Raw genomic sequence first — 12,866 nt, 5'->3', positions numbered from 1 at the left:
TCTATATACGTCGTTCACCACAGATTTCGAGACAGGGCGTGCAGTTGCGCAGCGCGCCAAAAGAAATGAAATCTGACCGGTTTTCAGGACGCTATAGGCTGCGACTCTCCGCCCCGGAACGACGGGTATGAGGGCTCGTGGCTTTTTGTTCTGGAGCGCCCCACATGATGATTTTCCACCGGCTAACCGCTTCATAAGGCGCGCAAATCCGGTGATGGCGAGAAGGCAAAAATACATGGCGACGAAAGCATCTTCGGTAAAGACAACAGCTCTCACCCCGACCCGCAAAAAACGTATCCGCAAAATCTTTGGCGACATTCATGAAGTCATCGAAATGCCGAACCTGATCGAGGTCCAGCGCGAATCATACGAACAGTTTTTGCGTTCCGATCCTTCGATTGGCTATGTTTCCGGTCTTGAAAAAACGCTGCGCAGCGTTTTTCCGATCCGCGATTTTGCCGGCACCGCCGAAATGGACTTCGTCAACTACCAGCTCGAAGATCCCAAATATAATGTCGAGGAATGTCGTCAGCGCGGCATCACCTATGCAGCGCCCATGAAAGTGACGCTGCGCCTGATCGTCTTTGAAGTCGATCCGGAAACCGAAGCGCGCTCCGTTCTCGATATCAAAGAGCAGGACGTTTATATGGGCGACATGCCGCTGATGACCAAGAACGGCACGTTCGTCATCAATGGCACAGAGCGCGTTATTGTCAGCCAGATGCACCGTTCGCCCGGTGTTCTGTTCGACCATGACCGCGGCAAAACCCACTCGTCAGGCAAGTTCCTGTTCGCTGCCCGCGTCATTCCTTACCGTGGTTCGTGGCTCGACTTTGAATTTGATGCAAAAGATATCGTCAACGTCCGTATCGACCGCAAGCGCAAGCTACCGGTAACGGCGCTGCTGCGTTCGCTTGGTGATGCGATCATCGAAGTGAAAGAGAAAAAGCCACCTTTCGCCATTGGTGAAATGGTGCGCGTTTCCGGTATGAAACAGCCAGCCGAGATCGTGGACATCGACGGCAGCCGCATTACGATCAAAGAGCCCATGGGTGCGATTGAAATCCATGGCAAGATTGAAGACGAAGGTCAGACCAAGAGCGCGGAAATCACCGGCATATTGAAACAGGGCTTTTCCGAAGAGGATATCCTCAACGAATTTTACGGACGCATTGTTTACAAGCGCGCCAAAGACGGCTGGACCATTCCTTTCGTTACGGAGCAATGGCGTGGCCAGCGGCCGACATTTGATATTGTCGATGCCGACAGCGGCGAAGTTGTTTTCGCCAGCGGCACCAAGATCACACCGCGCAGTGCCAACAAGGCTGAAAAAGATGGCATGAAAAATGTCGTTATTCCGACCGAGGAAATTTTCGGCCGTTACAGCGCTTTTGACCTGATTAACGAAAAAACCGGCGAGATTTATATCGAGGCCGGTGACGAAGTGACGGTCGAGAATCTTGAGAAGCTGGACGCTGCCGGCATTGACCAGCTCGAGCTGCTCGACATTGACCATGTGACAACCGGTCCTTGGATCCGCAACACGCTGAAGGTCGACAAGGCTGAAAACCGCGATGATGCGCTGTCCGATATTTACCGTGTCATGCGCCCCGGCGAACCGCCAACCCGTGAAACGGCTGAAGCATTGTTCGAAGGCCTGTTTTTCGATCCTGACCGCTATGACCTTAGCGCCGTTGGCCGTGTCAAACTCAATATGCGCCTCGATCTCGATGCGCCGGATGATTATACAGTCCTGCGCAAGGAAGACATTCTGGCCGTTGTCAAAACCCTCGTCGATCTGAAAGACGGCAAGGGCGAAGTCGACGATATTGACAACCTGGGCAACCGGCGTGTGCGTTCGGTGGGTGAGCTTCTGGAAAACCAGTACCGCGTTGGCCTGCTGCGTATGGAGCGTGCGGTTAAAGAGCGTATGTCGAGCGTTGACGTATCCACCGTGATGCCGAACGATCTGATTAACGCCAAACCGGCTGTTGCAACGGTCCGCGAATTTTTCGGTAGCTCGCAGCTGTCCCAGTTCATGGATCAGACAAACCCGCTGTCCGAAGTTACCCATAAACGCCGTGTGTCGGCGCTTGGGCCAGGCGGTCTGACCCGTGAGCGTGCCGGCTTTGAAGTGCGCGACGTTCACCCGACCCACTATGGCCGTATCTGCCCGATTGAAACGCCTGAAGGTCCAAACATCGGTCTGATCAACTCGCTGGCGTCATTCAGCCGCGTGAATAAATACGGCTTTATCGAAACACCTTATCGCCAGATCAAGGACGGCAAGGTTACCGATGATGTTGTGTATCTCTCCGCCATGGAAGAGCAGAAGCACACTGTGGCGCAGGCCAACGCAGAGCTGACCGAAGATGGCAGCTTTGTGGAAGAGCTGGTGTCGTCTCGTGAAGCGGGCGAATTTTTGATCGCCCCGCGTGAGCAGATTACCCTTATGGACGTGTCGCCGAAACAGCTTGTGTCTGTCGCGGCCTCGCTCATCCCGTTCCTGGAAAACGATGACGCCAACCGCGCCCTGATGGGGTCGAACATGCAACGTCAGGCTGTGCCTTTGGTTAAGGCAGAGGCACCGTTTGTCGGAACCGGCATGGAAGAAACCGTAGCCCGTGACAGCGGCGCTGCAATTGGTGCGCGGCGCGGCGGTATTGTCGATCAGGTCGATGCGACCCGTATCGTGATCCGCGCCCAGGGCGAGGTCGAGGCCGGAAAATCCGGTGTGGACATCTATAGTCTCCAGAAGTTCCAGCGCTCCAACCAGAATACCTGCATCAACCAGCGTCCACTGGTGAAAGTGGGCGAGATTGTTCAGCAGGGCGATATCATTGCTGACGGTCCGTCAACGGATATGGGTGAACTGGCACTGGGCAAAAACAGCCTCGTCGCCTTCATGCCCTGGAACGGCTATAACTACGAGGATAGTATCCTCATCTCCGAACGTATCGTGAAAGACGATGTCTTCACTTCGATCCATATCGAAGAATTTGAAGTCATGGCCCGCGATACAAAACTCGGCCCCGAAGACATTACCCGCGATATTCCGAATGTCGGTGAAGAGGCTCTGCGGAACCTTGACGAAGCAGGTATCGTTTACATCGGTGCCGAAATCGAGCCGGGCGATATTCTTGTTGGCAAGATTACACCCAAGGGCGAATCTCCGATGACGCCGGAAGAAAAGCTTCTTCGCGCGATCTTTGGTGAAAAAGCATCAGACGTCCGCGATACATCGCTGCGTCTGCCTCCCGGTGTTGCGGGGACTGTGGTTGAGGTTCGTGTGTTTAACCGCCACGGCATCGACAAGGACGAACGTGCGCTGGCGATCGAACGCGAAGAAATCGCGCGCTTCACGAAGGACCGTGATGACGAACGCGCCATCCTGAATCGCGCGACCTTCAACAGCCTGAAAGACATGCTGATCGGCCAGACGGCGACTTCCGCGCCAAAACCGATGAAGAAGGGCGCTGAAATCACCGAGGAAGGCCTGGCCGAACTGGAAAATGTCGATTGGTGGAAAATCGCCGTCAAAGACGACAAGGTTCAGTCCGATTTCGAAGCGACCCGTGCGCAATATGACGAAGCGATCAAGGAAATTAACGAACGCTTTGAAGATCGCCGCGAGAAACTGGAACGTGGTGACGAACTGTCTCCGGGTGTTCTGAAAATGGTCAAGGTGTTCGTCGCTGTAAAACGTAAGTTGCAGCCCGGCGATAAAATGGCTGGCCGTCACGGAAACAAGGGGGTTATCTCCCGCATCCTTCCACAGGAAGACATGCCGTTTCTTGAAGACGGAACGCCGGTTGATCTCGTGTTGAACCCGCTCGGTGTGCCATCACGTATGAACGTCGGACAGATTTTTGAAACCCACTTGGGCTGGGCCGCACGCGGTTTGGGCGAACAGGTGACGAAAGCTCTGGAAGAATGGAGACTGGCCAATCCCGATCCACAGGCGGCACCTCCGCCCGACGCGGTGAAAGAGCGGCTCAAGGCCATTTACGGTGAACAATATCATGAGGATATTGACTCGCGTGATACAGCGGAAATCATCGAGATGGTTGGCCATCTTCGCAACGGTGTGCCCATGGGAACGCCAGTGTTTGACGGTGCCCATGAAAGTGATGTTTCCGACATGCTGGAACTCGCCGGACTTGATCGCAGCGGTCAGGTGGACCTGTATGACGGACGGACCGGTGACAAATTCCACCGTAAAGTGACAGTGGGCTATATCTATATGCTCAAACTGCATCACTTGGTTGATGACAAGATCCACGCCCGTTCGATCGGACCATATTCTCTCGTCACGCAACAGCCACTGGGCGGTAAAGCCCAGTTTGGCGGACAGCGCTTCGGGGAAATGGAAGTCTGGGCGCTGCAGGCATATGGCGCAGCTTATACGTTGCAGGAAATGCTGACGGTCAAATCGGATGACGTGATCGGGCGGACCAAGGTTTATGAAGCAATCGTCAAGGGCGACGATACTTTTGAAGCCGGTGTGCCGGAAAGCTTTAACGTTCTGGTCAAGGAAATGCGTTCTCTTGGTCTTAATATCGAACTCTCCAGCTTTGGTGACGAAGATGAAGACGGTGATGATGACGGAGTAGCGATAGCGGCGGAGTGAGGAGTTTAAACTCACTCCCGCCCCAGCATTTCAATTTTTGGGCATAGGCCCCGAAGGAAGAAAAAATGAACCAAGTAACAAATTTCGCAAACCCGATCGCAAAGCCGGAAACATTTGACCAGATTCAAATCGGCCTTGCGTCGCCAGAGCGCATTCGTAGCTGGTCATTCGGTGAAATCAAAAAGCCGGAAACCATTAACTACCGGACGTTCAAACCAGAACGTGACGGTCTGTTCTGTGCGCGTATCTTTGGCCCTGTAAAAGATTACGAATGTCTGTGCGGTAAATATAAGCGCATGAAATATAAAGGCATCGTCTGCGAAAAATGCGGTGTCGAAGTCACGGTAACCAAGGTTCGCCGGGAACGTATGGGTCATATTGATCTGGCCGCTCCTGTGGCGCATATCTGGTTCCTGAAATCCCTGCCTAGCCGTATTGGCTTGCTGCTCGACATGCAGCTTAAACAGCTTGAGCGGGTTCTTTATTTCGAAAGCTATGTGGTTATCGAGCCCGGCCTGACCGCTCTGGAAAAATTCCAGTTGTTGACCGAAGACGAGATGCTCGAAGCACAGGACGAATATGGCGAGGATGCTTTCTCTGCCGGTATTGGTGCTGAAGCTGTCAAGATCATGTTGCAGGATCTGGATCTTGAGCGTGAAAAAGCTGACTTGCTTGAGGAATTGGCGACGACCAAGTCGACGCTGAAGCCCAAGAAGATCATCAAACGCCTCAAGGTTGTCGAGAGTTTCATCGAATCCGGTAATAAACCGGAATGGATGATCCTTGAAATCATTCCGGTGATCCCGCCCGAACTGCGCCCGCTGGTGCCTCTGGACGGTGGCCGTTTCGCTACTTCGGATCTTAACGACCTTTACCGGCGTGTGATTAACCGGAATAACCGTCTGAAACGCCTTATGGAACTGCGCGCGCCGGATATTATTGTCCGTAACGAAAAGCGCATGTTGCAGGAATCGGTAGATGCGCTGTTCGACAATGGCCGCCGTGGCCGCACCATTACCGGCGCTAATAAACGCCCGCTGAAATCGCTTTCCGACATGCTGAAAGGCAAGCAGGGGCGTTTCCGTCAGAACCTTCTCGGTAAGCGCGTCGACTATTCCGGTCGTTCGGTTATCGTGACCGGCCCTGAATTGAAGCTGCATCAATGTGGTCTGCCAAAGAAAATGGCTTTGGAACTGTTCAAGCCGTTCATCTATGCGCGCCTTGACGCCAAGGGTCTTTCGATGACGCTTAAACAGGCCAAAAAATGGGTCGAAAAAGAGCGTAAGGAAGTCTGGGACATCCTTGAGGAAGTGATCCGCGAGCATCCCGTGATGCTGAACCGTGCGCCCACGCTCCACCGTTTGGGCATTCAGGCATTTGAACCGGTATTGATCGAAGGTAAGGCTATTCAGCTTCACCCGCTGGTCTGTTCCGCGTTTAACGCCGACTTTGACGGTGACCAGATGGCTGTCCATGTTCCACTGAGCCTTGAGGCGCAGTTGGAAGCCCGTGTCTTGATGATGTCCACCAACAACATCCTGTCACCAGCCAATGGTAAGCCGATTATCGTTCCTTCTCAGGATATGGTGCTTGGTATCTATTACCTTACCATGGACCGCAAGGGCGAGCCGGGCGAAGGTATGCTCTTGGCTGACATGGCCGAAGTGCATCAGGCACTTGAAATCGGCGCTGTGACCTTGCACTCCAAGATCACCACCCGGGTTCCGCAAACCGACGAGGAAGGCAACCCCATCCTCAAGCGTTTCGAAACCACTCCGGGCCGTCTGCTGATCGCGGAATGTCTACCAAAATCACACAAGGTTCCGTTCGACATCGTGAACCGCTTGCTGACCAAAAAAGAAGTCGGCGACGTGATTGACCAGGTTTACCGTCACACTGGCCAGAAAGACACGGTTCTGTTTGCAGACGCGATCATGAACCTTGGCTTCCGCTATGCGTGTAAAGCCGGTATTTCCTTTGGTAAGGATGATATGATCATTCCGGATTCCAAGGATAAGACGGTTGAAGCTACGCGTACTCAGGTTGCTGATTACGAACAGCAATATCAGGACGGTCTGATTACGCAGCAGGAAAAATATAACAAGGTGATCGACGCCTGGAGCCGCTGTGGTGACCTGGTTGCGAATGCCATGATGGAAGAACTGGCCGCGACGCCTCTGGATGAGAACGGCCGTGAGCGCGAGATCAACGCCATCTACATGATGAGCCACTCCGGTGCGCGTGGTAGCCCAGCACAGATGAAGCAGCTGGGCGGTATGCGCGGACTGATGGCGAAACCTTCTGGCGAGATTATTGAAACGCCAATTATCTCGAACTTTAAAGAAGGTTTGACGGTTCTTGAATATTTCAACTCGACCCACGGTGCGCGTAAAGGTCTGGCCGATACCGCTCTGAAAACCGCTAACTCCGGTTATCTGACGCGGCGTCTGGTTGACGTTTCACAGGACTGTACGATTGTCGAAACCGATTGCGGCACCGAAAATGCGCTGGAAATGAAAGCCATCGTTCAGGGCGGTTCGGTTATCGCGTCGCTTGGTGAGCGTATCCTGGGCCGGACCATGGCCGAAGATATCGTTGACAGCAAAGACGACACGGTTGTGATCAAAGCCGGCACGTTGCTGGATGAAGCTGCCATCAAGGTGATCGAAGATCTGGGCATCCAGTCCGCACGTATTCGCTCGCCACTGGTCTGCGAATCCAAAATGGGGGTTTGTGCCACATGCTATGGCCGTGACCTTGCACGCGGAACGCCGGTGAATATCGGTGAAGCCGTTGGTGTTATTGCGGCACAGTCGATCGGTGAGCCGGGCACGCAGCTTACGATGCGGACCTTCCACATCGGCGGCGCGGCACAGCTTAACGAGCAGTCCAATCTGGAGGCCGTAGCCGAAGGTACGGTCCAGTATCGCGACATGCCTGTCATCGAAGACAAGAACGGACGTTTCCTGTCGCTTGCTCGCTCCGGCATTATTGCCGTGATCGACAATGATGGCCGGGAGCGGTCTGCCGACAAGCTTCCTTATGGTGCCAACGTGCTGATCAAGGATGGTGCGAAGGTGAAACTGGGCGATCGTCTGGCCGAATGGGATCCATTCACCATGCCAGTGATTACCGAGAAACCGGGTATCATCAAATATCAGGACGTCATCGAAGGCAAAACGATGACCGAGCAGACCGATGAGGCGACCGGTATCGCACAGCGTGTGATTACCGAATATCGGGCATCGGGCCGCGGCGCTAACAAGGAAGATCTGCGTCCTCGCTTGACCTTGCTTGACGAGAATAGCGGTGAAACGGCACGGTACCTGCTGGCCAATGGCGCGACATTGTCGGTCAATGACGGTCAGGAAGTACAGGCGGGCGATGTTATCGCGCGTGTGTCCCGCGAGGCTGCGAAAACCCGTGATATTACCGGTGGTCTTCCCCGTGTTGCCGAGCTTTTCGAAGCACGAATTCCGAAAGACAATTCAATCATTGCGAAGGTCGATGGCCGCGTTGAATATCTGCGCGACTATAAAGCCAAGCGCAAGATTGCGATTGTTCCAGAGGAAGGTGAACCAGTAGAATATCTGGTACCGAAGACGAAAGTTATCGACGTTCAGGAAGGCGACTTCGTGAAGAAAGGCGATAACCTGGTTTCCGGTTCACCTGACCCGCATGATATTCTTGAAGTGATGGGTGTTGAAGCTCTGGCTGAATATCTGGTTGCGGAAATTCAGGAAGTTTACCGTCTGCAGGGCGTGAAAATCAACGATAAGCATATCGAGACGATTGTTCGTCAGATGTTGCAGAAAGTTGAAATCACCAATGGCGGTGACACCACGCTTCTTCCCGGCGAACAAGTCGATCTTGAAGAGATGATGGAATATAATGCAAAGCTGACCAAGAAGCAGATTCCTGCCGAAGGTAAGCCGGTTCTGCTTGGTATTACCAAGGCAAGCCTGCAAACACGTTCGTTCATCTCGGCGGCCTCTTTCCAGGAAACCACGCGGGTGCTGACCCAGGCGGCGGTAGAAGGCAAGAAGGACCAACTGGTCGGCCTGAAAGAAAACGTCATCGTTGGGCGTTTGATTCCGGCAGGAACGGGCGCGGGCATGAACCGGGCACGGATTGCGGCTACCAGCCGTGATGCTGCTCTTCGTGCACAGCAGCAGAAAATGGTCGATGCCATGGTTGCTGCCCAGGAATTGAAAGCAAAAGAAGCAGCGGATATTTCCAGCGCCGCTGATAATGCTTTCGATTCTCCGGTAGAAGTCGAAGAAACTCTGGTCGCTGCCGATAATGCCGCGGAACAGCATGAGGCTGAACTGGCGCAGGATGCTGATGCAGCGATTGGCGATACTCCGCTGGGCGATGTTGTCACAGACGGTGAGGGCGAAGACGAGAAATAATTCTTGATCGTTCCAGTCATGGCTGAGTTAAAAAAGCCCCTCCGGAAGTTATTTTCGGAGGGGCTTTTTTTGATGTTTCACATTCGGTTTTTCAATCTATGTGATTAGAGTTCCGGATTTCGGGAGGGGAGTGATCGACGATATGCCGCTCGAAACCATAATGCTTTTTCTGATTACAGACCTGACATTCTGTTTTACGCCGGGACCGGCAACCATGGTGACGGTCAGCCACGCTTTGCCTGCCGGAAAGCAGGGCGGGATGCGGGGAGCTTTGGGACCGATTGCCGGGATCAATATTGGCAATTTCATCTGGTATGCGCTGACCGCTTTTGGCTTGATCGCGATGATCCAGGCTTTCCCGACGGCTTATGCGGTATTGCGATGGTTGGGTGTGGCTTATCTGGCGTTTCTTGGTGCGGCAATGCTGCATGGTGCGAGTAAGCGCCTTGTCCATCAATCTGCCGCCAAAGCAGCGAGTTTCAAGCGCGGGTTCCTAAGCGGGTTGGCGGTTCATCTGTCCAATCCGAAAGCGCTGTTTTTCTATACCGTCATCATACCGCCTTTCGTAGATCCGATGGGCAATTTGTGGCTGCAGTTCGGGACATTGGCGGGGCTGACGATCTTTACCGAAACAGCAGGCCTGACCTTTTACGCGGCCTTGGCATCGCGTTCGCGCCATTTGGGGAGTGCGGACAAGGTGCAGGATGCATTCAGATATGTCGCGGCTTTTGTGCTGATTGCGGTTGCTATCATCATGGCTTATCTCAATCTTGAAGAGAGCGGCGTTGATCTGGCGTTCAAGGGTGTGAAAGGCTGGATGGAGTAAATGGAGTCTATGATGCGTATTTTGCCTTTCTGCCTTGCCTTGCTCGCCGCCGCGCTGCCATTTCCAACATTGGCCACTGTTGGAGAGCAGGACGCGGCCCCGCAAGCCGCGCAAAACAACGCGAGTCAGGCGATTGAGTCGGAATCCGTGCTGGCGCTGAAAGCGCTGCAACTTCTTGACCAGCGTGTTCATACCGCAGGATATAGGCTGGTTTCGGCCAACGCGGCCTATTGCAAAGAAACCGTGCCGAATACGGGCCTGCTGCTGCACGACATACAGCAATATGGTGACAGCGCCGCGGCCCGCTTTGCCCATGGTTTCGCCAGTGACATCGCGGTAAACGCGGTTGCCCCGCGCAGCCCCGCAGCAGAGGCCGGAGTGCAGGTCGGTGATGGCCTGATCGCAGTGGACGGCATAGCGGTTGAGGACGTAGCGATAGACGCCGAAAAGCTGGACGATGAACAGCCGGAATATAGACGGATTGCGACCATAGGTGCGATGCTGGCCAAAGCAGCCGCGGATGGCAGTATGATGCTTTCGGTCATACGCGGCGGGGTGGAGCAGGATATCGAGCTTAAACCGGTACAGACATGCCCCAGCCAGTTTCAAATCCGGGTCAGCGATGACCGCGAGGCTGCGGCGGACGGCAAAATGGTCAGCATTTCATCAACCCTTGCGGAATATGTGCTGGATGAGGGCGAGCTTGCCGCCATTGCGGCCCACGAGCTTGCCCATAATCTTTTGGATCACCGCGAACGGTTGGACGATCAAGGGGTTAATCGTGGCTTTTTTGGCCAGTTTGGCAAGAGCGCCGGACGGATCAAAGCGACCGAGATAGAGGCGGACCGGCTCTCGGTCTGGCTGATGGCCAATGCGGGCTATGACCCGCAATCCGCGGTCCGGTTCTGGACCCGCTATGGGCAGCAATATGACAAGGGTATTTTCTCTGCATCGACGCATTACCGCTGGAAAAAGCGCGTGGAGCTGTTCGAGGAGGAAATGGCCAAAATGGCGGAGATGAAGCCGTTAGATGGCAAATATGCGCCGCCTTTATTAGCGGGGATGGCCCAGTAAACTCCCGCTCCCGTTTAGTCTGAGCCTGTCAAAGGGTGGCTAGGGCCTTGATAGATCGCAAATTATAGAGCCGTGGTTCGACAAGCTCACCCCTAACGGTCTTTATCTGGCTTAATAGCCATCATCTTCATAAGCATCTTTGCACTGCTTGCGCTCTGCCTTGGTTTCGGCGCGGTCCAGACAGGCGTTCAGCTCTTTCTTGCGCTCGGCAAGGACGCGGCGGCCAAGATCTTCCTCTTTTTCGGACTGGGTCTGGGTCGTGGCATCAACCGCTGTTTCCACGGCTGTTCCAGCGACCCTGATCGGGGCCGTCACGATTTTACCGACCGTGCAGCCGCTTAGCAGGGTGAGGGCGAGTGCCGGCAAGAATATCGACGATAATCGCATCGGGGGCATGGATGTCAGGGGCATGAATGTCATGGTCAATTCCTCAGGTGATGGTGTGCGCTTTGGCCAATGAAGAAGACATGAACATGACCGTTCGCGTATCAACCCGCTGGTCTTGCAAGTAATTTTTCTGCCGCAGCACGAATATCACTGCCGATTTCGGGATGCGCCAGCCCCAGCGCCAGATTGGCCTCGACATAACCGGCCTTTGACCCGCAATCATAGCGTGCGCCATCAAAGGTCATGCCATGAAAAGGCTGTTTCCCGATCAATTGCGCCATGGCGTCGGTAAGCTGGATTTCTCCGCCGGCGCCCGCTTCCTGCGTTTCCAATATCCGCATGACTTCGGGTTGCAGTATATAGCGTCCCGGCAATATCAGGTTGGATGGCGCGGTTCCGGCGGCGGGTTTCTCCACCAGTCCCTTAACCTCGGTAATCGCTCCTTCACGCTTGCCCGGATCAATCACGCCATAGGATGGTGTCTTCTCGATCGGGATTTCCAGCGCACAGACAATATTGCCGCCAAGCTGTTCATAAGCTTGCACCATCTGCTTCATGCAGCCGGGACTGCCGACCATGAACTCGTCGGGCAGCAGGATGGCAAAAGGTTCATCCCCGATAATATCACGCGCGCACCAGATCGCATGGCCCAGCCCCAGTGGCTCCTGCTGCCGCACGAACACGCTGTTACCCGGGGAGAGGCGGGTTCCTTCCAGTATCGAGGCATCCTTGTCGCGGTCGGCCATCGTCCGTTCCAGCTCATAAGCGATATCGAAATGGTCCTCGATCATCCCCTTGCCGCGCCCGTTGACAAAGATCATCTGCTCGATCCCGGCTTCCAATGCTTCATCGACGGCATATTGAATCAGCGGCCGGTCAACAACGGGGAACAGCTCTTTGGGCATGACCTTGGTCGCGGGCAGGAAACGTGTGCCCATACCGGCCACGGGAAAGACGGCTTTCTTGATCGGTTTCATGAAAATCGGCCCATGGGAATTAGTTTAATCCTTTAATTTATCCGCAAATTTCGTCCGTAGCTTTTGCAGTTTCGGCGGGATGGTTGCAATACAATAAGGATTGCTGCGCCCTTCATCCGCCCAATATTGCTGGTGATAATCCTCCGCCTCGTACCAGGTTGCCGGTCCTTCTATAGTAGTAACAACGGCTTCCGATCTTTCTGCGGCGGCCCGTTCTATACCGGCGCTGGCCGCTGCGCGCTGATCCTCGTCCAACGGGAATATAGCGGATCTATATTGCGTTCCGATGTCATTGCCCTGCCGGTTGAGCTGGGTCGGATCATGGGTGGCGAAAAATATGTCGAGCAGGTCGTCATAGCTGACGATATCGGGGTCAAAAGCGACTTTAATAGCCTCTGCATGGCCGGTCGTTCCGGAACAGACCTGCCGATAGGTGGGGTCTGGCACGTTGCCGCCGATATAGCCGCTTTCGACGCTCCGGACACCGGCAATATCGTTGAACACCGCTTCGGTGCACCAGAAACAGCCACCGGCAAAAATTGCTTCCTGTGTGGTCATGT

At 54.3% G+C, this 12,866-nt stretch carries 7 protein-coding genes; 4 read left to right on the top strand and 3 right to left on the bottom strand.

Going from position 1 to position 12,866, the window contains the following annotated elements; translation table 11 throughout:
• The first annotated feature begins 214 nt into the window (after nt 1-214).
• From rpoB to VIN76_RS00235, 4 genes are all read left to right on the top strand, one after another.
• Nucleotides 215-4,630 (top strand): DNA-directed RNA polymerase subunit beta, encoded by a 4,416-nt coding sequence (rpoB, locus tag VIN76_RS00250; protein WP_414696237.1) that lies wholly within the window; start codon nt 215-217, stop codon nt 4,628-4,630.
• 65 nt (nt 4,631-4,695) lie between these two features.
• Entirely contained in the window at nt 4,696-9,042 is a 4,347-nt protein-coding gene (gene rpoC / locus VIN76_RS00245) for a DNA-directed RNA polymerase subunit beta' (RefSeq protein WP_332039804.1), read from the top strand.
• 130 nt (nt 9,043-9,172) lie between these two features.
• Entirely contained in the window at nt 9,173-9,868 is a 696-nt protein-coding gene (locus VIN76_RS00240) for a LysE family translocator (protein WP_332039803.1), read from the top strand.
• A 9-nt stretch (nt 9,869-9,877) separates the two neighbouring features.
• On the top strand, nt 9,878-10,942 hold the full coding sequence (locus VIN76_RS00235; RefSeq protein ID WP_332039802.1) for a M48 family metallopeptidase: 1,065 nt from the start codon (nt 9,878-9,880) through the stop codon (nt 10,940-10,942).
• 111 nt (nt 10,943-11,053) lie between these two features.
• Here VIN76_RS00235 and VIN76_RS00230 read toward each other — a convergent pair whose 3' ends face one another.
• The 3 genes from VIN76_RS00230 to msrA all read right to left on the bottom strand — a co-directional run bounded on the left by VIN76_RS00230 (nt 11,054) and on the right by msrA (nt 12,864).
• Nucleotides 11,054-11,362, bottom strand: coding sequence for a DUF6726 family protein (locus VIN76_RS00230; RefSeq protein ID WP_332039801.1), 309 nt, complete (start codon nt 11,360-11,362; stop codon nt 11,054-11,056).
• Between the two features lie 68 nt (nt 11,363-11,430).
• Nucleotides 11,431-12,306, bottom strand: coding sequence for a UTP--glucose-1-phosphate uridylyltransferase (locus tag VIN76_RS00225; protein WP_414696236.1), 876 nt, complete (start codon nt 12,304-12,306; stop codon nt 11,431-11,433).
• A 24-nt stretch (nt 12,307-12,330) separates the two neighbouring features.
• Nucleotides 12,331-12,864 (bottom strand): peptide-methionine (S)-S-oxide reductase MsrA, encoded by a 534-nt coding sequence (gene msrA / locus VIN76_RS00220; RefSeq protein ID WP_332039800.1) that lies wholly within the window; start codon nt 12,862-12,864, stop codon nt 12,331-12,333.
• Nucleotides 12,865-12,866 lie beyond the last annotated feature (2 nt).

Origin of the sequence: Parasphingorhabdus sp. (assembly GCF_036568145.1) — a bacterium.
In the GTDB taxonomy this organism is placed as follows: domain Bacteria; phylum Pseudomonadota; class Alphaproteobacteria; order Sphingomonadales; family Sphingomonadaceae; genus Parasphingorhabdus.
This window is presented reverse-complemented; position numbering and strand designations above follow the sequence as displayed.

Excerpts from the sequence above, each read along its gene's own strand:
- VIN76_RS00230 (WP_332039801.1), bottom strand. The coding sequence starts at position 11,362 with ATGACATTCATGCCCCTGACATCCATGCCCCCGATGCGATTATCGTCG.
- VIN76_RS00225 (WP_414696236.1), bottom strand. The coding sequence starts at position 12,306 with ATGAAACCGATCAAGAAAGCCGTCTTTCCCGTGGCCGGTATGGGCACA.
- msrA (WP_332039800.1), bottom strand. The coding sequence starts at position 12,864 with ATGACCACACAGGAAGCAATTTTTGCCGGTGGCTGTTTCTGGTGCACC.
- rpoB (WP_414696237.1), top strand. The coding sequence starts at position 215 with ATGGCGAGAAGGCAAAAATACATGGCGACGAAAGCATCTTCGGTAAAG.
- rpoC (WP_332039804.1), top strand. The coding sequence starts at position 4,696 with ATGAACCAAGTAACAAATTTCGCAAACCCGATCGCAAAGCCGGAAACA.
- VIN76_RS00235 (WP_332039802.1), top strand. The coding sequence starts at position 9,878 with ATGATGCGTATTTTGCCTTTCTGCCTTGCCTTGCTCGCCGCCGCGCTG.